Source organism: Klebsiella pasteurii, from assembly GCF_018139045.1.
Classification (GTDB): Bacteria; Pseudomonadota; Gammaproteobacteria; order Enterobacterales; family Enterobacteriaceae; genus Klebsiella; species Klebsiella grimontii.
The window spans coordinates 2,536,630-2,558,158 of sequence record NZ_CP073236.1 but is presented as its reverse complement, the minus strand read 5'-3'; the positions used below and the strand labels follow the sequence as shown (position 1 = coordinate 2,558,158).

At 53.7% G+C, this 21,529-nt stretch carries 16 protein-coding genes, 1 tRNA gene and 2 rRNA genes; 9 read left to right on the top strand and 10 right to left on the bottom strand.

Going from position 1 to position 21,529, the window contains the following annotated elements; genetic code table 11:
• Positions 1–41 precede the first annotated feature (41 nt).
• The 4 genes from KCG39_RS11910 (at position 42) to KCG39_RS11895 (ending at position 5,148) form a co-directional block, all read left to right on the top strand.
• A tRNA-Glu gene (locus tag KCG39_RS11910) sits at positions 42–116 on the top strand.
• Between the two features lie 190 nt (positions 117–306).
• Positions 307–3,214, top strand: a 23S ribosomal RNA gene (locus KCG39_RS11905).
• A gap of 201 nt (positions 3,215–3,415) precedes the next feature.
• A 5S ribosomal RNA gene (rrf, locus tag KCG39_RS11900) occupies positions 3,416–3,531 on the top strand.
• A 318-nt stretch (positions 3,532–3,849) separates the two neighbouring features.
• Positions 3,850–5,148, top strand: a complete 1,299-nt coding sequence (locus tag KCG39_RS11895) for an MFS transporter (RefSeq protein ID WP_004123728.1) — start codon at positions 3,850–3,852, stop codon at positions 5,146–5,148.
• A gap of 2 nt (positions 5,149–5,150) precedes the next feature.
• Here the strand turns inward: KCG39_RS11895 and KCG39_RS11890 are convergent, their stop codons facing one another.
• From KCG39_RS11890 to trxC, 5 genes are all read right to left on the bottom strand, one after another.
• Positions 5,151–5,477: a YfiM family lipoprotein gene (locus tag KCG39_RS11890; RefSeq protein WP_004123726.1), complete on the bottom strand. Its 327-nt coding sequence runs from the start codon at positions 5,475–5,477 to the stop codon at positions 5,151–5,153.
• A gap of 40 nt (positions 5,478–5,517) precedes the next feature.
• Positions 5,518–6,873, bottom strand: coding sequence for a CDP-diacylglycerol--serine O-phosphatidyltransferase (gene pssA, locus KCG39_RS11885; RefSeq protein WP_004123725.1), 1,356 nt, complete (start codon positions 6,871–6,873; stop codon positions 5,518–5,520).
• Between the two features lie 93 nt (positions 6,874–6,966).
• Positions 6,967–9,645 carry a bifunctional acetate--CoA ligase family protein/GNAT family N-acetyltransferase gene (locus KCG39_RS11880; RefSeq protein ID WP_004123724.1) on the bottom strand — a complete coding sequence of 893 codons (2,679 nt, stop codon included), beginning with the start codon at positions 9,643–9,645 and terminating at the stop codon, positions 6,967–6,969.
• 35 nt (positions 9,646–9,680) lie between these two features.
• Positions 9,681–10,379, bottom strand: coding sequence for a tRNA-uridine aminocarboxypropyltransferase (locus KCG39_RS11875; protein WP_004123723.1), 699 nt, complete (start codon positions 10,377–10,379; stop codon positions 9,681–9,683).
• Between the two features lie 69 nt (positions 10,380–10,448).
• Positions 10,449–10,874, bottom strand: coding sequence for a thioredoxin TrxC (trxC, locus tag KCG39_RS11870; RefSeq protein ID WP_004104599.1), 426 nt, complete (start codon positions 10,872–10,874; stop codon positions 10,449–10,451).
• Positions 10,875–11,077: 203 nt separating this feature from the next.
• Here trxC and KCG39_RS11865 point away from each other — a divergent pair, with 203 nt between their 5' ends.
• Positions 11,078–12,151, top strand: coding sequence for a tRNA/rRNA methyltransferase (locus tag KCG39_RS11865; protein ID WP_004123719.1), 1,074 nt, complete (start codon positions 11,078–11,080; stop codon positions 12,149–12,151).
• Between the two features lie 55 nt (positions 12,152–12,206).
• On the opposite strand, the gene ung is transcribed toward KCG39_RS11865, so the two are convergent.
• Positions 12,207–12,896, bottom strand: a complete 690-nt coding sequence (ung, locus tag KCG39_RS11860) for a uracil-DNA glycosylase (RefSeq protein WP_049113002.1) — start codon at positions 12,894–12,896, stop codon at positions 12,207–12,209.
• Between the two features lie 311 nt (positions 12,897–13,207).
• On the opposite strand from ung, the gene grcA reads away from it, so the two are divergent.
• Positions 13,208–13,591, top strand: a complete 384-nt coding sequence (grcA, locus tag KCG39_RS11855) for an autonomous glycyl radical cofactor GrcA (RefSeq protein ID WP_004123715.1) — start codon at positions 13,208–13,210, stop codon at positions 13,589–13,591.
• A 55-nt stretch (positions 13,592–13,646) separates the two neighbouring features.
• On the opposite strand, the gene KCG39_RS11850 is transcribed toward grcA, so the two are convergent.
• Positions 13,647–15,011, bottom strand: a complete 1,365-nt coding sequence (locus tag KCG39_RS11850; RefSeq protein WP_142468036.1) for a PTS transporter subunit EIIC — start codon at positions 15,009–15,011, stop codon at positions 13,647–13,649.
• Between the two features lie 284 nt (positions 15,012–15,295).
• On the opposite strand from KCG39_RS11850, the gene KCG39_RS11845 reads away from it, so the two are divergent.
• Positions 15,296–16,486, top strand: coding sequence for an enolase C-terminal domain-like protein (locus tag KCG39_RS11845; RefSeq protein ID WP_032742187.1), 1,191 nt, complete (start codon positions 15,296–15,298; stop codon positions 16,484–16,486).
• On the opposite strand, the gene KCG39_RS11840 is transcribed toward KCG39_RS11845, so the two are convergent.
• Positions 16,487–17,206, bottom strand: coding sequence for a GntR family transcriptional regulator (locus KCG39_RS11840; RefSeq protein ID WP_004123709.1), 720 nt, complete (start codon positions 17,204–17,206; stop codon positions 16,487–16,489). It abuts the gene before it with no gap.
• 116 nt (positions 17,207–17,322) lie between these two features.
• Positions 17,323–18,648 carry an ATP-dependent RNA helicase SrmB gene (srmB, locus tag KCG39_RS11835; protein WP_004123707.1) on the bottom strand — a complete coding sequence of 442 codons (1,326 nt, stop codon included), beginning with the start codon at positions 18,646–18,648 and terminating at the stop codon, positions 17,323–17,325.
• Between the two features lie 132 nt (positions 18,649–18,780).
• Between srmB and trmN the strand changes: the two genes are divergently transcribed.
• On the top strand, positions 18,781–19,521 hold the full coding sequence (trmN, locus tag KCG39_RS11830; RefSeq protein WP_004123705.1) for a tRNA(1)(Val) (adenine(37)-N(6))-methyltransferase TrmN: 741 nt from the start codon (positions 18,781–18,783) through the stop codon (positions 19,519–19,521).
• Here the strand turns inward: trmN and nadB are convergent.
• Positions 19,506–21,125 (bottom strand): L-aspartate oxidase, encoded by a 1,620-nt coding sequence (gene nadB / locus KCG39_RS11825; RefSeq protein ID WP_004123703.1) that lies wholly within the window; start codon positions 21,123–21,125, stop codon positions 19,506–19,508. The two genes, trmN and nadB, sit on opposite strands and share 16 nt — an antisense overlap.
• A 285-nt stretch (positions 21,126–21,410) precedes the next feature.
• Here nadB and rseD point away from each other — a divergent pair, with 285 nt between their 5' ends.
• A complete protein-coding gene (rseD, locus tag KCG39_RS28085) occupies positions 21,411–21,509 on the top strand; it encodes a rpoE leader peptide RseD (protein WP_157261965.1) in 99 nt (32 codons plus the stop codon).
• Positions 21,510–21,529: the final 20 nt, after the last annotated feature.

Sequence of the window (21,529 nt, the reverse complement as noted above, 5' to 3'; positions counted from 1 at the left end):
ATGTAAAGAAGCAAGACGGCTGCGAAGTCGTGACACCTCGTGTCCCCTTCGTCTAGCGGTTAGGACTCCGCCCTTTCACGGCGGCAACAGGGGTTCGAATCCCCTAGGGGACGCCACTTGCTGGCTGTGAGTGAAAGGCACAACCAACCGATATCTCAAAACTCATCTTCGGGTGACGTTTGAGATATTTGCTCTTTAAAAATCTGGATCAAGCTGAAAATTGAAACGACACACAGTTAATGTGTGTTCGAGTCTCTCAAATTTTCGCGACACGATGATGTTTTACGAAACATCTTCGGGTTGTGAGGTTAAGCGACTAAGCGTACACGGTGGATGCCCTGGCAGTCAGAGGCGATGAAGGACGTGCTAATCTGCGAAAAGCGTCGGTAAGGTGATATGAACCGTTACAGCCGGCGATGTCCGAATGGGGAAACCCAGTGCAATTCGTTGCACTATCGTTTGATGAATACATAGTCAAACGAGGCGAACCGGGGGAACTGAAACATCTAAGTACCCCGAGGAAAAGAAATCAACCGAGATTCCCCCAGTAGCGGCGAGCGAACGGGGAGCAGCCCGGAGTCTGAATCAGCTTGTGTGTTAGTGGAAGCGTCTGGAAAGTCGCAGGGTACAGGGTGATACTCCCGTACACTAAAACACACAGGCTGTGAACTCGAAGAGTAGGGCGGGACACGTGGTATCCTGTCTGAATATGGGGGGACCATCCTCCAAGGCTAAATACTCCTGACTGACCGATAGTGAACCAGTACCGTGAGGGAAAGGCGAAAAGAACCCCGGCGAGGGGAGTGAAAAAGAACCTGAAACCGTGTACGTACAAGCAGTAGGAGCCCACTTGTTGGGTGACTGCGTACCTTTTGTATAATGGGTCAGCGACTTATATTCTGTAGCAAGGTTAACCGTATAGGGGAGCCGCAGGGAAACCGAGTCTTAACTGGGCGTTAAGTTGCAGGGTATAGACCCGAAACCCGGTGATCTAGCCATGGGCAGGTTGAAGGTTGGGTAACACTAACTGGAGGACCGAACCGACTAATGTTGAAAAATTAGCGGATGACTTGTGGCTGGGGGTGAAAGGCCAATCAAACCGGGAGATAGCTGGTTCTCCCCGAAAGCTATTTAGGTAGCGCCTCGTGAATTCATCTTCGGGGGTAGAGCACTGTTTCGGCTAGGGGGTCATCCCGACTTACCAACCCGATGCAAACTACGAATACCGAAGAATGTTATCACGGGAGACACACGGCGGGTGCTAACGTCCGTCGTGAAGAGGGAAACAACCCAGACCGCCAGCTAAGGTCCCAAAGTCATGGTTAAGTGGGAAACGATGTGGGAAGGCCCAGACAGCCAGGATGTTGGCTTAGAAGCAGCCATCATTTAAAGAAAGCGTAATAGCTCACTGGTCGAGTCGGCCTGCGCGGAAGATGTAACGGGGCTAAACCATGCACCGAAGCTGCGGCAGCGACGCTTAGGCGTTGTTGGGTAGGGGAGCGTTCTGTAAGCCGTTGAAGGTGGCCTGTGAGGGTTGCTGGAGGTATCAGAAGTGCGAATGCTGACATAAGTAACGATAATGCGGGTGAAAAACCCGCACGCCGGAAGACCAAGGGTTCCTGTCCAACGTTAATCGGGGCAGGGTGAGTCGACCCCTAAGGCGAGGCCGAAAGGCGTAGTCGATGGGAAACAGGTTAATATTCCTGTACTTGGTGTTACTGCGAAGGGGGGACGGAGAAGGCTATGTTGGCCGGGCGACGGTTGTCCCGGTTTAAGCATGTAGGCGGATGTTCCAGGTAAATCCGGAACGTTATTAACGCTGAGGTGTGATGACGAGGCACTACGGTGCTGAAGTGACAAATGCCCTGCTTCCAGGAAAAGCCTCTAAGCATCAGGTAACATCAAATCGTACCCCAAACCGACACAGGTGGTCAGGTAGAGAATACCAAGGCGCTTGAGAGAACTCGGGTGAAGGAACTAGGCAAAATGGTGCCGTAACTTCGGGAGAAGGCACGCTGATATGTAGGTGAAGTGGTTTACCCATGGAGCTGAAATCAGTCGAAGATACCAGCTGGCTGCAACTGTTTATTAAAAACACAGCACTGTGCAAACACGAAAGTGGACGTATACGGTGTGACGCCTGCCCGGTGCCGGAAGGTTAATTGATGGGGTTATCCGTAAGGAGAAGCTCTTGATCGAAGCCCCGGTAAACGGCGGCCGTAACTATAACGGTCCTAAGGTAGCGAAATTCCTTGTCGGGTAAGTTCCGACCTGCACGAATGGCGTAATGATGGCCAGGCTGTCTCCACCCGAGACTCAGTGAAATTGAACTCGCTGTGAAGATGCAGTGTACCCGCGGCAAGACGGAAAGACCCCGTGAACCTTTACTATAGCTTGACACTGAACACTGGTCCTTGATGTGTAGGATAGGTGGGAGGCTTTGAAGTGTGGACGCCAGTCTGCATGGAGCCATCCTTGAAATACCACCCTTTAATGGCTGGTGTTCTAACGTGGGCCCGTAATCCGGGTTGCGGACAGTGTCTGGTGGGTAGTTTGACTGGGGCGGTCTCCTCCTAAAGAGTAACGGAGGAGCACGAAGGTCAGCTAATCCTGGTCGGACATCAGGAGGTTAGTGCAATGGCATAAGCTGGCTTGACTGCGAGCGTGACGGCGCGAGCAGGTGCGAAAGCAGGTCATAGTGATCCGGTGGTTCTGAATGGAAGGGCCATCGCTCAACGGATAAAAGGTACTCCGGGGATAACAGGCTGATACCGCCCAAGAGTTCATATCGACGGCGGTGTTTGGCACCTCGATGTCGGCTCATCACATCCTGGGGCTGAAGTAGGTCCCAAGGGTATGGCTGTTCGCCATTTAAAGTGGTACGCGAGCTGGGTTTAGAACGTCGTGAGACAGTTCGGTCCCTATCTGCCGTGGGCGCTGGAGAATTGAGGGGGGCTGCTCCTAGTACGAGAGGACCGGAGTGGACGCATCACTGGTGTTCGGGTTGTCATGCCAATGGCATTGCCCGGTAGCTAAATGCGGAAGAGATAAGTGCTGAAAGCATCTAAGTACGAAACTTGCCCCGAGATGAGTTCTCCCTGACTCCTTGAGAGTCCTGAAGGAACGTTGAAGACGACGACGTTGATAGGCCGGGTGTGTAAGCGCAGCGATGCGTTGAGCTAACCGGTACTAATGAACCGTGAGGCTTAACCTTACAACGCCGAAGATGTTTTGGCGGATTTGAGAAGACAACAATTTCAGCATTGATTCAGAGTTGAGTACGCAATAATTTGCGCAGCAGCAAGGCGACAAGCGAAGGAAAGGAAGGAGCATACTGAGGTATGTGACTGACTTTACGAGCGCGGGCAACGCGGCAGATGCGATAAAGAATTGCGTACTGAGCACAAAGAATTTGCCTGGCGGCGATAGCGCGGTGGTCCCACCTGACCCCATGCCGAACTCAGAAGTGAAACGCCGTAGCGCCGATGGTAGTGTGGGGTCTCCCCATGTGAGAGTAGGGAACTGCCAGGCATCAAACACGTGAAGAGCCCATCCTGACGGATGGGCTTTTTGCGTTTCAGATAAGCAAAATCGTTCTGTCCAGCCATGCATTCCCCTCCTTCCTTGTAATATAAAAGCCTGTTCAGATGCACTTACCCTCATATTTCACTTCATCCCAGCCTGTCCGTTCGCGTTAATCTTGAATAGCCACAGTAAGAAATAAAATGTGATATTTATCACATATAAAATGATAACAACTATATAACATTTGGTTCACTAATTAATTTGTCTGAGTGAGTTGGGTCATCCAACACAGCAGATTGCAGTCTTTGCTGGAGCAGAATTACAATGACAGAAAGCAGTATTAGCGAACGTGAATCCCAGGATCACGGTGATACCCGGCGCCGTATATGGGCAATCGTAGGGGCATCGTCAGGGAATTTAGTTGAATGGTTTGATTTCTACGTCTATTCATTTTGCTCACTCTACTTTGCGCACATCTTCTTTCCTTCAGGTAATACCACAACTCAATTATTACAAACTGCTGGGGTATTTGCTGCTGGTTTTCTGATGCGTCCGATCGGAGGCTGGATATTCGGGCGCATTGCTGACCGCCGCGGACGTAAAACCTCTATGCTTATCTCCGTATGCATGATGTGTTTTGGTTCACTGGTGATTGCCTGCCTGCCGGGTTATGCAACGATAGGTACCTGGGCTCCGGCTCTGCTATTGCTGGCTCGTTTATTTCAGGGTCTGTCCGTTGGCGGAGAATACGGTACCAGCGCGACCTATATGAGCGAAGTTGCGGTAGAAGGTAAAAAAGGTTTCTATGCCTCATTTCAGTACGTCACGCTGATTGGCGGCCAACTTCTGGCTGTACTTGTTGTTGTTGCGTTACAACAGATCCTCAGCGATGAGGAGCTGCATGCCTGGGGATGGCGGATCCCCTTCGCTCTCGGCGCAGTATTAGCCATCGTTGCCCTGTGGCTGCGTCGGCAGTTGGATGAAACTTCAAAACAGGAAACTCGCGCATTAAAAGAAGCGGGATCGTTTAAAGGATTATGGCGTAACCGCAAAGCATTCATTATGGTGTTGGGGTTTACGGCCGCCGGCTCATTAAGCTTTTATACCTTTACAACCTATATGCAGAAATATCTGGTCAACACCGCTGGCATGACGGCGGGTACCGCCAGCATGATTATGACCGCGGCTTTATTTGTTTATATGCTGGTTCAGCCACTTTTTGGCGCGCTCTCGGATAAGATTGGCCGCCGGACCTCAATGCTCTGTTTTGGCGTACTTGTTACCGTTTTTACTGTTCCAATTCTCAATGCATTACAGAACGTGAGTTCGCCGTATGCGGCATTTGCTTTAGTGATATGTGCCCTGCTGATAGTGAGCTTTTATACCTCAATTAGCGGAATTCTGAAGGCTGAAATGTTTCCGGCACAGGTACGCGCCCTGGGGGTTGGGCTATCTTATGCGGTGGCGAATGCGCTATTTGGCGGCTCGGCTGAGTACGTCGCGCTGTCGTTAAAATCGGCAGGAATTGAGCACGCTTTTTACTGGTACGTGACCGTAATGGGAGCAATCGCATTCCTGGTGTCCCTAACGCTACATCGTAAAGGTAAGGGTCTACGTTTGTAGGCTTACTGATGTGCCAGCTGCCATACCGCATAGCCGGTAGTGGCACCTGCCACATCCCATGCGAAGTCCTTCCAGCTCCAGCCGCTCCCGGACGGGCGGCTGTCCCATAGCTCCTTTGATGCCCCTAAACTCACGGAAAACATAAAGCCAATGGCGGCACTACGGTCGCGGCTATAGCCCTGATGCTGGGCGTATTCGTTGCCTGCGGCAGAGAGCATGGCTGAAGCGAGGAAGTGTTGGGCTTTATCCTGGCCACTCCATGCATCATTAGCCATATGGCTGCAGCCGGTCAGTAATAATAGTGGGGCGATAAGCATGATGATGCGCATACTAATTCCAGAAAAAAGCCCCGCTGAGCGGGGCGGGAATTCAGAGAATACGGCTGATAAGGCGATCGATTCGAATACGTCGCAGGCGCCTGATCAGTTTGCGTACTTTTATCGGGTAATCGGCAATACTCTGTAGATCGCGATAGTGCTGAACGATCGTAGTATGTTTGCGGATGAGATTGAGCTCTTTTTCGCGCATTGCGCCAAGCTGATGTTTCGGGTCGTGGATAAGAATCGCGTTCTCCAAATCCAGTCGCCATGCGCGCGGGTTCAGGTTATTGCCGGTCAGCAGCATCCATTCGTCATCAACCCACATGCCTTTCAGGTGGTAGCTGTTATCGTCATCCTTCCATAAACGGACAATTAGCTGATCGGTGTTGACATAATACTGCAGCCGGCTCAGAAAACGCCGCAGATTGATTTCATAAAGGTAGGGCAGCGCGCCGATAATTTTAAACGGCTGATCTTCCGGAATATAGAAATCATTAGCGGTTTTATCACCAACGATAATTTCAACTTTCTTCCCGCTGCGTAGCAGCTGAATGATATTACGGACCAGCAGAGCGGGCAGGTTGAAATAAGGGGTGCAGATAGTCAGCTTATGCTCAGCGCAGGGCATCAGATGGAAAATGGTTTTATTCAGCAGGCTGGTCTTCCCCAGACCAACTAAAGGGGTAACCGACAGCTGCTCTTCATCAGCATTGCCGAGAAAATGATAGCCGCTATCGCGGAGCTCCTGGCGATACTGACGGATGTCATTTTTAATTTCCGGACTTTTTGGCCGATCGGCCCTGTCAAGGCGGTTAACTCCACGCCCTTGCACCAGGTTATTCTCAACCCAGTCGAACATCACATCGGCCATTTTACCGTTGCGAATGCACTGGTAGCGGTCATAACGATATTTATCGTGCTGATGCAGGTAAACGTCATTCAGACTGGCGCCGCTGTAGAGCACGCTGTCATCAATGATAAAGCCTTTGAAATGGAGAACGCCGAGCGCTTCCCGGGTATTGACCGGAACGCCATAAACCGGGATGTCGACACCGGGGTTTTCCTGAGCCATGCGGCAGTACCAGTCGGCATTGGTGTTTGACGCCGCGGCGCCAATACGTCCGCGCTGGGCGCGATGCCAGTCGACCAGCACCTGCACATCTAATTCTGGACGCTGACGCTTAGCGTCGTATAGCGCCTGCAAAATCCCTTTGCCGCCATCATCCTGTTCCAGATAAAGCGCAATGATGCAAATACGCTGGGTGGCTTGAGCTATCCTGGCCAGTAACGCTTGCCGAAAATCTGCCGGCGCGTAAAAGAACTCGATATCATCAACTGACTGAGAAAGCTTAGGGAGTTGGGCAAGGTGTTGTTGATGTTTATTGCGTTTAAATTTTGACAACATCACAGTGCGTTTCTTCTCTGTTTATTGAAGGGTCTTCTGTACCATGCAGACGACGTAAGCGGGCAATAATACCATTACTGCCCGTTAAAGTAGTCAACAATTGCGGCCAGCCGTTTGTAATTGCTCATGTACAAGCTGTAGAGACAAACTGACAATCCCATCTTCAAGCTGAATATCAACCGAGAATCCTAGCTTTCTGGCAAGGCCGATCATGCCTTTATTATTCGGCATGGTAATGCCATTCAGCCGCTGCAGGCCGTGGTTTTGCGTATAGGCAATCAGCTTTTCCAGAAGCTTGCGGCCTAAACCCATACCTTTCAGGTCGGAGCGCACCAGGACGGCAAACTCGGCATCGATATTATCAGGGTCGGAGATCGCCCGCGTCACGCCGAGGATCTCATTCCCTTCGACCGTGGTGCGTACAGCAACAAAGGCCATTTCTCGATCGTAGTCGATCTGCGTCATATTGGCTAAATCATCATGGGTAAATTCGTTGATTTCGCTGAAGTAACGATAGTAGAGATCTTCCTTTGTGACCTGAGCGATAAAGGCCATCAGCTGCGGCTCATCTTCCGGGAGTATGGGACGGAAAAGGCAGCGTTCGCCATTCTTCATCACCACCCACTCCTCCTGTTGTTGTGGATAAGGGCGTATGGCGAGGCGGCTTTCGCTGTCGCCGGTGAAGGGGGCGAGCGTTAATGTTACGTCAAGCGCGGTGAACTCGTGGCCGGAAGCCAGTAGAGGGTGAATATCCAGGCGCTGTATTTCCGGGCAGTCGACGATCAAATTCGATACCTGTACCAACAGCTGGCTCAGGCCGGGAATATCCAGAGGGCGTAACGCGCTGCGGCCGCGCACTTTTTTACTTTTGACGGCCTGGATAACCAGGTAGCGCGCAAGGTTCATATTCAGCGGCGGGAGCGCGACGGCGGCCTGATCCTCAGCCCGCCATTCGACGCCGCCTTCTCCCAGCATGATCAGCGGCCCAAAAACCGGATCGTGCTCAACGACAACCCGCAGTTCCTGCGCCCCGGCGCGATTAGCCATGCTTTGCACCAGCAGTCCGTGAATACGCGCCTGAGGCCAGGTCATTTTGACGCGATCGATAATCGCGTCCGCAGCCTGCTGTACCTCGGTAGCCGTACGCAGATAAAGCATAACCCCCTGAACTTCTGACTTATGCGGAATATCAGGCGAGCGCAGCTTCAGAGCGACGGGGTAGCCAATCTGCTCGGCAATATGTACAGCTTCGGCGCTATCGGCGGCAATCCACGTCGGCAGGGTATGAATACCGTAAGCGCGCAGAACAGGGCTCACTTCATGGGTATCCAGCGACGTTGCGCCTTCATTCATTGCGCGTTGCAGCAGGCTGTGCGCTTCGGCAGTGTTAGTGGTTAACGAATCTGACAGGACCGGGGTTTCCCTGAGCTGTTTCTGGTTACGCCGGTACTCCACCATGTGCATAAAAGCGGTAATGGTTCCTTCAGGCGTTCGATAGGTCGGCAGCCCCGCATCGCTAAACAGGCGCCGCGCTTCTTGTGAAGAGAACTCACCGCACCAGTTGGTGAGAACCGTAACGTATTTGCCGCGCGGATGGCGCTTCAGGGCGTCAATCAGCGCCAGCGCGCTTTCTGTCCCCGGCGCAGCAGCGCTGGGGGAATGGATCACCAGCAGCGCATCGTAGTCATGGCTATCCAGCAGTACGTTCAGCGCTTTGAGGTAATGTTCGCTGCTGGCGTCATCGCGGAGATCCAGCGGGTTGGTGATATCGATGGTTTCCGGTAATGCCTGACGGAGAGCGCTGCTGGTCTCTTCGCTGAGCGCGGCGAGTTTGCCGTTACGCAGCCAAAGTTCATCCAGCGCCAGTGCTGCCGGAGCGGCACCGTTGCTGATAATCATCAGTTTCTCGCCGCGCAGCGGGCGCATGTGGCTAAGGGTTTCGACCGCAGAGAACAGCTCGTGCGTATCCTGTACCCGCAATAAGCCTGCGCGCTGAATAGCGGCATCCCACGCCGGATCCATACCGGAATTGACGTGCAGGAGCTTCTGCGCAGCCGGACTGCGTCCGCTTTTAATCACCAGGATTGGCTTATTACGCGATGCGCTACGGGCCGCCGAGACAAAGCGGCGGGCATCACTGAGGTGTTCGAGATAGAGCAAAATAGCGCTGGTTTTACTGTCGCGAGCGAGGAAGTCAAGCAGGTCATCAACGTCAATGTCCAGGCTATCGCCCAGCGCAATAAAGTAAGAAAACCCCATTTCACGCTGCTGAGCCCAGTCCAGGATGGTATTGGAGACCGCCGCCGATTGCGAAATAAACGCCAGTTTACCTCGATGTATAGGCACCGGCGAAAAGCTGGCGTTAAGACCCTGCCACGGCGCAAGCAGGCCCAGACTATTTGGGCCGAGCAGCCGCATCTGATAGCGGGCGGCACATTCCAGCAGAGCGGGATACTGTTCGGGTATAGAAGAGAGGATGATGCAGGTTTTGCACCCTTTTTGCCCCAGCGCTTCCAGCAGCTCAAGGTTTCTGCGGGCGTTGGTGCAAAGCACGGCGAGATCGGGCGTGAAGGGCAGGCTATCGACGTCAGGCCAGGCCAGTACGCCCTGAACCGCTTTCCACGCTGGCGTAACGGGGAGGACGGGGCCGTTAAACCCGCCAGCCAGCAAGTTGCGCATCATCAGATAACCGGCGCGCTGTGGTTTCATTGATGCGCCAATAACGGCGATCGACTTTGGCCGCAGCAATGCTTCCAGGCCTCGTTGGCTCATACCGGTCTCCTTTGATCCCCAGTGACCGAATGATTTTAAACGTTTTCTCTCAGTTGTGCTGTGATACTGCCCTTATGCTGGGTTTTTCCTGCCAGGTAGCGCGTTCTGAATAGGCTGAAGTGATTGCCAAGAGCCGCGGCCGCGGTTTTATCCCCCGCCAGATCCAGCAGCGCAATCGCGACTTCGGCGGTACAGTATTGACCCTCTGCGTGCGCTTCCCGCAGGTGATAAGCGGAGATGCGCGACAAATCGACGGAAATCATCGGCAGCGCGTCAAGCCAGGGGCTTTTGCGGAACATTTTTCGCGCTTCGGGCCAGGTGCCGTCGAGCATGATAAACAGCGGTGGTTTACCCGGGAGCGGGGAATCAAGAACCTGACGCTCTGCGTCGGCATAAGACGCAGGAAAAACCACCATCGGCTGGTATTGCGGGTCGGCGACTAAATCCAGCAGCGCCTGCGGCGGTTCGGTTCGTGACCACTGAAAGGCTTCGGTATCCGGCAGGGTATCGGCAATCAGGCGTCCAGTATTGCTGGGCTTCATTGGCTCGGTATCGAACATCACCAGGCAAAAACGGCTGGTAGCAGCAACCGGGTTGAGGGTGGCGCAGAGGCACTGTTTCAACGGCAGCAAGCAGCGCTGGCAGCGGTGGATACGGTTGCCGCGAGCAAGAAAAGGCCGGGTGGCGCGCGCGAGGCGTTCGGCTCGAAGGCGGAGGACGGCGTTATCAGTCATGATGATCGCTAAGAAAAAACGCCATTGTCGCAGAGGAGAAAACGGGGCACAAGTCGTGCCCCGTGAGGTTTACTGCTGGCCTGCTTCGTTTAGCCAGCTATCGAAAGGCGCTTTGGGGACGGCGCCATTGAGCATGTCGATAACTTCGCCATTTTTAAACATCATAATGGTCGGGATGCTGCGAATGCGGAAGCGAGCGCTCAGTTCGCGTTCCATTTCGGTATTCACTTTCACGAAACGCATTTCGCCGCTGCGTTCTTCAGCCACGTCTTCAAAGATTGGCGCAAAGTTACGGCAGGGGCCGCACCAAGGCGCCCAGAAATCAACAACAACGGGCAGATCGTCCTTCAGCAGTTTATCCAGCGTTGCCCCGGTCGCGTTGATCACATCGCCATCAAAAAGATCGTGACCGCAGCGCCCGCATTTCGCGCCATCGGCGCTACGATCGTCGGGGATGCGGTTCAGAGCCTGACAACTGGCACAAACGGTATTCATAACTAACCTCTGGTTATGGGTTGCAGCGCGGCACGTGGCCGATTTGTTTCTGTAATGTTACATATTATCGATGCACAGCTAATAAAGGACAATGAGTTTTATTCAATGAATACGATAGACTCAGGCTTTTAAATGAAATAATGGCTAACTGGTGACACATCGGGTAATCTGCGCGCTTCGCGCAGCGCAGGTGGAGAAAATGAATGAGCGACGACGAACTGAAAAATAAAAGCGGCAAGGTCAAAGTGATGTATGTCCGCAGTGATGATGATTCTGACCGACGTACCCATAACCCGCGTACCGGGAAGGGCGGGGGACGTCCAGGAAAGTCTCGTGTTGACGGTCGTAACCGCCCTGCGCGCGATGAAAAAGAGAGCCGCGGTGGCGATCGGAAACGTGACGATCGCAAGCGTGAAGGCTTTGGCGGTGAGGGTTCCTCTCCGTGGCGTACCGTATCCCGCGCGCCGGGTGATGAGGCGCCGGTGAAAGCGGATCACGGCGGGATCAGCGGAAAAAGCTTTATCGATCCTGAAGTGTTGCGTCGCCAGCGCGCGGAAGAAACCCGCGTCTATGGTGAAAACGCTTGCCAGGCGCTCTTCCAGAGCCGTCCGGACGCTATCGTTCGCGCCTGGTTTATTCAGAGCGTGACCCCGCGCTTCAAAGAAGCTCTGCGCTGGATGGCGGCGAATCGTAAAGCCTATCACGTGGTCGATGAAGCAGAGCTGGCGAAAGCGTCCGGCACTGAACACCATGGCGGGGTTTGCTTCCTGATTAAAAAGCGCCATGGCACTTCCGTTGAGCAGTGGGTAGCTAAAGCCGACGCTGAAGATTGTGTCCTGGCGCTGGAAGATGTCGGTAACCCGCATAACCTCGGCGCGATTATGCGCAGCTGCGCGCACTTTGGCGTCAAGGGCGTGATTGTGCAGGATGCCGGCGTTATGGAGTCCGGCGCCGCGATTCGTACTGCGGAAGGCGGCGCGGAGCACGTTGAACCGATTACGGGCGACAGCTTTATCGACACGCTTGAGCGCTTCCGTAAAGCGGGCTACGCGATTGTTTCTACTTCCAGCCATAACGGGACTCCGCTGTTTAAAGCTGAGCTGCCGAAGAAAATGGTACTGGTGTTAGGCCAGGAGAGTGACGGTCTTTCCGACGCCGCTATTTCCAGCGCCGATCTGAACATCGCGATTGAAGGCACCGGCAACGTTGAAAGCCTGAACGTGTCCGTAGCAACCGGCGTGCTGCTGGCTGAATGGTGGCGTCAAAACAAGGCGTAACACCTTGTTTCAGAGTCAAAATGCCAGCGTGATGCTGGCATTTTCATTTTCAGAGCTATTCGCTTTCAGCCGGCAGCCTGGGGACCCAGTCAATCGGCGCTTCGCCGCGTTCGGCCAGCCACTGATTCGCCTGCACGAAATGATTACTGCCAAAGAACCCCCGGTGGGCGGAGAGCGGCGACGGGTGCGGGGCTTTGAGCACGCAGTGGCGTTGGCGATCGATTATCGCGCCTTTCTTCTGCGCATGCGAACCCCATAGCAGAAATACCACGCCTTCCCGATGCTGGTTAATCAATGAAATCACTTTATCGGTAAAGGTTTCCCATCCGAGGCTAGCGTGCGAGTGCGCTTGCCCGGCACGAACCGTTAATACGGTATTGAGCAGCAAAACTCCCTGACGTGCCCAGCTTTCGAGATAGCCGTGAGTCGGGCGCTGAAAGCCCGGTATTGTCCCTTCCAGCTCCTTGTACATATTCAGCAGCGACGGCGGTATCTGAATACCTGGCAGAACCGAGAAGGCCAGTCCGTGCGCCTGTCCGGGTCCATGATAGGGATCCTGGCCGAGAATCACCACTTTGACGTCGCTTAGCTCGGTATAACGAAACGCGTTAAAGACATCTTTTTGCGGGGGATAGATAGTGACTCCCGACTGGCGTTCTTCAGCTACGATTTTAAGGGTATTAACAAAATAGGGTTGCTGCTTCTCTTCTGCCAGCACGTCATGCCAGGTTAATGAGGTGGTCATTTTGCTCTCCTGCAAAGTGTCATCGACATAGCTTAACTGCATCTTTCAACATCACAAAATTTGCTCCGCGCGATTGGCGCTCCCCATGCAAAAAAAATTGAAAATTTACAAATTTATTTGGTGTTTGGCACGGCGTAACTTGATGTAAAACAATAATATCCATCTATGACCACTTTTGTGATGTGGTTTTTGTTGATTTAAATCAAAGAATGCCGGGTGCCCGGCTGATATATATACACTCATAGAACAATGGTTTTACCAATTGGCCGCGAAGGCCAATAATCGAACAAACCCTGCCTGGGAGGCAAAAAATGATTACTGGTATCCAAATTACTAAAGCTGCAAACGACGACCTGCTGAACTCTTTCTGGTTGCTGGATAGCGAAAAAGGCGAAGCCCGCTGCCTGTGCGCAAAGGCCGGTTTTGCTGAAGATGATGTGGTTGCTGTGAGCAATCTGGGCGAGATCGAATACCGTGAAATTCCGGTAGACGTGAAGCCTGAAGTCCGCGTTGAAGGCGGTCAGCATCTGAATGTTAACGTGCTGCGTCGCGAAACTCTGCTGGACGCGGTTGAAAATCCGGAAAAATACCCGCAGCTGACCATTCGCGTGTCTGGCTATGCGGTACGCTTTAACTCTCTGACTCCGGAACAGCAGCGCGACGTTATTGCACGTACTTTCACTGAAAGTCTGTAAGCGTTAGCAAAAACCCCCGGTTCAATCGAGCCGGGGGTTTTTTTATTATCTCAGGCTAGCGCTCCTGCCTTACCAACAGCGTGGTGAGGGTGAACGACAATACGATGGCGATCGCCACGCCCGACAGCGCAAAGATAAAGTAGGGGCCGATGTAAGCCGGCAGGCTAAAAATGCTCGACAGAATGTAGCCATACAGTCGTACGCCGAAGAAAGCGATAAAGGCTGAGGCCAGCGAGCTGGCAACAGTGGCCGCGACGAACGCTTTTTTATAGCGCGTTAAGACGCCAAACAGCGCGGGCTCGGTGATCCCTAGCAGCGCGGAAATTGCCGCAGACAGCGTAACCGTGCGCTGCTGGCGGTTTTTACTCACGCGCCAGATAGCAAAGGTCGCGCCCGCTATCGACATGTTGGCCATAAACATCATCGGCATCAGCATGTCGTAACCGCGATCGCTGAAGTTTTGCAGGGCAATGGGCGTCATGGCGTGATGCATTCCGGTCAGGATCGCGACCGGGCGAATAGCACCCACCACCAGTCCGGCAAAACTCGCGGAGATGCCGAACAGACCTTCAATAAACCACGCCAGCGCTTTGCCAAGCCAAATGCCAACCGGACCAATAATCACCAGCGCCGCCAGCGCGCCGATAAACAGCGCCAGCGTCGGCGTGAAAACGGTTTTCAGCACCTCGGGCATAATGCGATCGACCCAGGCATAGATATATTTCAGCGCCAGCACGGAGAAAATAACCGGGATTACGCTGGAGGCGTAGTTGAATACGGGGATCGGGACGGCGTTTAGAAGCCACAGCGCGGAAATCGCTCCATCATGATGGGCCGCCAGCGCCTTCGCGGCGTCAATCAGCGTCGGGTACATCAGGCAGGCGGCAACGGCGACGGCCAGATACTCGTTGGTCTTAAAAATCTTTGCCGCCGAGACGGCAAGGAAAAAGGGCAGGAAATAGAATACGCCGCTGGCGATAAGGTCGATTATCATCACGGTATCGCTATTTTGCGGTACCGCTTTCAGCGCGATCAGTCCGGCCAGCAGGCCTTTTATCATCCCGGCTCCGGCAATGGCCGGCACGATCGGGCCAAAAACGCCCGATACGGTATCCATAAACAGCGATACCAGCCCCTTACGCTGGTGGGGTTTTTCCGCAGCCTCTTCGCCGACGGGACCTAATACCGCGAGCAGGCGTTCATACCAGCTACTGACTTTCGGCCCGATGATGATTTGGAACTGATCGCTCTGCAGCTGCGCGCCGAGCACGCCGGGTAGTTTCTTAATCTCTTCTTTTTCTACTTTGTTATCATCAATTAAATCAAAGCGTAATCGGGTCATACAGTGCCAGACGTTATTAATATTTTCTTTTCCGCCAATCAGAAAAATAATTCTGCTGATTGCATCTTGCGTCTCCATACCGGCTCCTGGATTAATGTGTGGTGCTGCTTGCGTCGTGAAATGGTAAATAAGCCAAACTATAAAAACAAACCAATAAAATATGATTTCAGTCACAAATTGCATTGGTTATGGTGGTTGTTGGCGGTTTATGTCTAAATTGGTACGGTTTTTAATGAAATTAAATTCGTTTTTCGGACCAAAATTTTATTAAATAAAAAGGTTTACCTTGTCTAATAAATAGGGCGAAGATAATTGGCATCATCTTTTATTATTTTGCCGCAGGGAGCCTTGCCGTGAACGCTATGCTAATTACTGATATTGAGTGTTTTATCACCCGCCCCGATCGTCATAACCTGGTCACGGTACGCGTTACCACCGACAAAGGCACCGTGGGCCACGGCTGCGCGACTTTCCAACAGCGTCCGCTGGCGGTCAAAACGATGGTTGATGAATATCTTCAGCCGCTGCTGCTTGGTCGTGATGCCAACAATATCGAAGACCTCTGGCAGATGATGAACGTCAACGCCTACTGGCGAAACGGGCCGGTAATGAATAACGCGATCGCCGGCGTTGATATGGCGCTATGGGATATCAAAGCCCAGTTGGCGGGAATGCCGCTGTATCAGCTCTTTGGTGGTAAATCGCGTGACGCTATTCCGGCGTATACCCATGCCAGCGGCGAGACGCCGGAAGCGCTGTTTATCGCCGTTGAACGTCTGCTGGAAGAGGGCTATCGCCATATCCGCTGCCAGCTCGGTTTTTACGGCGGAACGGCGCAGGAGATGCACACGCCGGAAAACCCGACGCCGGGAGCTTATTACGATCAGGATGAGTACATCAGGAATACGGTAGAGATGTTCCGGCTGCTGCGAGCGCGCTACGGACACCGTTTCCATATCCTCCATGACGTCCACGAAAGGCTCTTCCCGCAGCAGGCGCTGCAGTTGGCGAAGCAGCTCGAGCCCTATCAGCCGTGGTTTATTGAGGATATTTTAGCGCCGCAGCAGAGCGCATGGCTGGCGCAGATCCGCCAGCAAAGCGCGATCCCGCTCGCAATGGGGGAGCTGTTTAATAATCCGGCTGAATGGCATGACCTGATTGTTAAGCGACAGATCGATTTTATTCGCTGCCACGTTTCCCAGATTGGCGGGATTACGCCGGCCCTGAAGCTGGCGGTTCTCTGTCAGGCCTTCGGCGTGCGCGTGGCGTGGCACGGGCCAGGCGATATGACGCCTATTGGGGTTGCGGTCAATACCCACCTGAATATCTACCTCAGCAATGCCGCAATCCAGGAGTTTATACCGCGTTCTGGCGCGACCGATACGGTATTCCCCGGCGCGCCGGTTGTCAAAAACGGGTTTATCTATCCCCCTAAGGCGGCGGGGATTGGCGTCGGCTTTAATCAGCAGATGGCGCAGGCATATCCGGTGGTCTATCGTCCGCATGAATGGACGCAGAGCCGCCTGCCTGACGGCACGATCCATACGCCATAGCTAGTCCGAGGGCGCCTGGCGGAAGATTAAGTTGTCGCGGTTATGCGGAATAACGTAGGTACAGGAGTAGTTGATATCGATGATATCGCTGATTTCATACACCTGCCCGCCGTTGAGAATCCCCCGATTGTTAATATGCATGGCCGGGATACCCTTTTTGCAACCCAGCAGGGCAGCCTGCTCCCGGCTGACGCTCACCGCCTGATAGGTGGTGAGTAAATGTGAAATTTGATAGCCCTTGGCCAGCACATACTGCTGCAGGGATTTCTCAATAACCTCCCGGCTAAGATCGGCAAAGGCGGCGGCCGGCATACGCGATATCTCAATCTGCAGCGCCACGTTATCGACGAAGCGCAGGCGGCAAAATTGCCAGATAAAATCTTCATCCGTAATACCGAAAATCTGCTGCTCCTCACGGTCGGGGCGCTTTTTATGCAGGCTGATTGTCCGATAGCACATCCGATCGAAGCGCTTTTCGGTGATGGAGTTATAGACCAGCGGATTGTTGCTCATCCGCTCGTTTATCCAGATCCCCGAGCCCTGCACGATGCGTATGACGCCGATGTCGGCGAGTTTTTCCAGCGCCTGGCGGATAGTAAACCGCGAGACGCCATACTCCTCCGCCAGCCGACGTTCAGGCGGGAGCTTGCGGGGGCCGGGGTCATTGTGCTGGTAGATTTTGCTGAGTAGATCCTGGGTGACGAAATCTTTTTTTTTCATAATGATGACTTCCTGACTCACCGGCCCAAAGGAGCGCGCCCGATACCACTCCCCGCGGCGCTGTTTCCGCAGGCGTAAATGCAAAAACGCCGGAATATCCCGGCGCTCTTTTACTCTTAGCTCGACTGCTGCGGCGTATCGCTGCCGCTCGGCTTACGACGCTTGCCGACATTTTTAGCATCGCGATGGCGTTTTTTCACGCGCGGTTTCTCTTTTTCTTTCTCTTTTTTCTCTGCACGCTTGGCTAAAACCTTCTTGGAAGGTTTACCGGTTTGCTTCTCGCTGGGGGCGCGAGTGGTCGGGCGCAGTTCATCGATGACGCGGGCTTTTAACGGCTCTTCAATATAGCGACCAATTTTACCCAGCAGCAGATGGTCGTGGGCTTCAACCAGAGAAATGGCGGTTCCTTTTTTACCCGCGCGCCCGGTACGACCGATACGGTGCAGGTAGATATCCGCCGTGCGCGGCAAATCGAAATTGAAAACGTGACTCACATCGGCAATATCAATCCCGCGGGCGGCAACGTCGGTAGCGATTAATACATTAATACGGCCATCGGTGAGACGGCTAATCGCTTCATTACGTTTCGCCTGCACCATCTCGCCTTCCAGCCAGCAGGTGTTGATACCCGCTTCACGCAGCCAGCCTGCCAGTTCATGCACGCGCTCGCGCTTACGTACGAAGACGATAGAACGCGTCGCTTCCGGCTGCTTCAGAAGATGCACGAGGAGGGCGGTTTTATGCTTGATGTCATCCGCGCGGTAATACCACTGATGGATCTTTTTACGTTCGCGAGTGGAAGGCGTCGCCGAAACTTCCGCCGGCTCTTCCAGCAGACGCTCGGCAAAATCTTTAATGGCGTCGCCTTCGAGGGTTGCGGAGAACAGCATGGTCTGCTTACGCCAGCGGGTTTCGCCGGCGATATGTTCGATATCCTGCGCGAAGCCCATGTCCAGCATGCGGTCAGCTTCATCAAGGATCAGCGTTTCAACGGCGCGGCAATCAAAGTTTTCTTCTTTAATATATTGCAGCAGGCGACCGGTGGTGGCGACCACGATATCCTGGTTCTCGCTGAACACTTCGGCATGGTTCATATAGGCGACACCGCCGGTGATCGTGGCGATATCCAGATGAGTGTGTTTTGCCAGTTCACGCGCATGGTCGGCAACCTGCATCGCCAGTTCGCGAGTAGGGGTCAGGATAAGGATACGCGGCGGACCAGACTTCTTGCGCGGAAAATCGAGCAGATGCTGCAACGCTGGCAGGAGATACGCCGCCGTTTTACCGGTGCCGGTCGGGGCTGAACCGAGAATATCACGGCCATCAAGCGCAGGCGGAATAGCGGCGGCCTGAATGGCTGTCGGGCGTGTGAAACCTTTATCCTGGAGGGCGTCCAGCAGGTTTTCGTCGAGTTCAAGTTCGGAAAAAGTCGTTACAGTCATGATCTACCTCTGAGTGGACCGCCGATTATAGACGTTACGGACGCAATGTTCATCTGTTTGTAAGGCTATCTGTTCTCCGGTATTGTGCATAGCCTTAAGCTCAGGAGTTTTTTGCCCGCAAGGTTATCGAGGATGTCCCAGTCGAAGTTCGCGCTGCCGCGCAATGGTTTTACGTTTAAGCAGTTTTTTGTCGCCCACGATCGCTGTGCGATGAAAGTGGGTACCGACGGTATTTTACTTGGCGCATGGGCGCCGATCGCTCAGGTTAAACGCGTGCTGGATATCGGCGCCGGCAGTGGTCTGTTAGCGCTGATGCTCGCGCAGCGAACTGGGGAGACGGTGATCGTTGATGCCGTGGAGCTGGATGAAGAGGCGGCAGCGCAGGCGCAAGAAAACGCTGAGGATTCTCCATGGGCCGGGCGTCTGCACATTCATCAGGCGGATATTCAGCAATGGCAGCCGCCGCAAACCCGGCGCTATGAGCTGATTGTCAGCAATCCTCCCTTTTTTGCCGACGGCGTACCTTGCGCAACCTCGCAGCGCGAGCAGGCTCGTTATACTTCCTCACTCGATCATTCGACATTATTAACCTGCGCCGCCGAGTTGATTACGGAGGAGGGATTTTTCTGCGTCGTGCTTCCGGTCGACATTGGCAACGCCTTTGTGCAACGGGCGCAGAATATGGGCTGGCATTTGCGTCTGCGTACCGATGTAGCGGAAACGGAAATGCGTCCGCCGCATCGGGTTCTGTTGGCTTTTTCTCCAACGGCGGGAGACGAGTGCTTTAGCGACAGATTGATTATCCGTGGGCCGGAGCAGCAGTATTCCGAAGGTTTTACCGCTTTGACCCAGGATTTTTATCTTTTTATGTAAGCCAGCGGCGAGAGCACAGATGGCCCGCTATCCGGCAGCTGTTCCGGATAGTCGAGTGTATAGTGCAGCCCTCGGCTCTCTTTACGTAGCATGGCGCAGCGCACAATCAGCTCGGCAACCTGCACCAGGTTACGCAGCTCCAGTAAATTATTGGAGACGCGAAAGCGGGCGTAGTATTCGTCCAGCTCCTGCTGCAGCATATTAATGCGGCGCAGGGCGCGCTCGAGGCGGCGGGTGGTGCGCACGATGCCGACATAATCCCACATCAGCAAACGCAGCTCATGCCAGTTGTGCTGAATCACGACCAGTTCATCCGGTATTTCGACCTGACTTTCGTCCCACGATGGCAGTTCGTTGACCGCCTGCGCGAAAGGCATGCGCTTGACAATATCCTCGGCGGCGGACCATCCGTAGACAAGGCACTCAAGCAGCGAGTTTGATGCCATGCGGTTCGCGCCGTGTAATCCGGTATAGCTCACTTCGCCGATGGCATACAGTCCATCCACATCTGTACGCCCATTATCATCAACCATGACGCCGCCGCAGGTGTAGTGCGCTGCAGGCACGACGGGCACCGGCTCTTTGGTCAGATCGATGCCCAACCCCAGTAGCTTCTCGTAGATCATCGGGAAGTGGTGGCGAATAAATTCTGCGGGTTTATGGCTGATATCAAGATACATGCAGTCAGCGCCCAGGCGCTTCATCTCATGATCGATGGCTCTGGCGACGATATCGCGCGGGGCCAGCTCGCCGCGTTCGTCAAAGTCCGGCATAAACCGCGTGCCGTCCGGGCGTTTCAATAGGGCGCCCTCGCCGCGCAGCGCTTCCGTCAGCAGGAAGTTGCGCGCTTGCGGATGGTACAGCGCGGTTGGGTGAAACTGATTAAATTCGAGATTGGCGACCCGACAGCCGGCACGCCAGGCCATCGCGATACCATCGCCGGAAGAGACGTCAGGATTCGTTGTATACTGGTAAACTTTCGCCGCGCCGCCGGTTGCCAGCACGACGGCTTTTGCGCTACAGGTTTCAACCGCTTCTTTATTACGATTCCAGATCCACGCGCCCACCACGCGGCGCGTTCCGGGCAGACCGATTTTATCGGAGATAATCAGGTCAACGGCGTTGCTGCGCTCCAGCACGCGGATGTTGGGGTGGGCCAGCGCCTGGCTCACCAGGGTGGTTTCAACGGCTTTACCGGTCGCATCGGCGGCATGAAGGATTCTGCGGTGACTGTGCCCCCCCTCGCGGGTCAGATGGTAGCTCTCCTCGCCGTTCGCCTGAACCTGGGTATCGAACAAGACGCCCTGATCGATCAGCCACTGAACGCAGGGTTTGGCGTTGCTCGCCACAAACGACACCGCATGGCGATCGCAAAGACCTGCCCCGGCGATCAACGTATCCTCAATGTGGGATTCCACACTGTCGGTTTCATCAAACACGGCGGCAATTCCGCCCTGCGCGTAGAAAGTAGAACCTTCACTGATAGGGCCTTTGCTGAGAACCGTAACCGTGCAGCGCTCCGCCAGGCGTAAGGCAAGGGATAATCCGGCAGCGCCGCTGCCAATAATCAGCACATCACAGGAGGAATCGGAAGTTGTTTTCATAGCCTTTGTTTAATTTACTAAACACAATAAGCGAACAATAGCACCAGCCCGCGAGAAATCGTACATTTTTTTTACTCATTGTTGTGAGGGCTAAACATAACGGCTTAATGATACGGGCGGGGAAGCGAAAAAAGGTTTTGCGAAGCGGCTCGTTAGCTTCAGATTTTATAGTGAAATAAAAGCCGGGTTACGTTACCCTTCTGGCGGGTCTTGCGCTTTTTCTTATTATCTTACATATCGTTTAGCTACCGGGACATATAATGAGAGATAACAATCCGTCAGCCGGTGCCGGACGAAAAACTAAGGCGTAACGGAACTTTATTGTTTTCAGACACTCCAACCCTCTGCTTGCTCATTTATGCAGTAATTGGGTGGTGTTTTTGAATACGCATGGGAATTGGGTT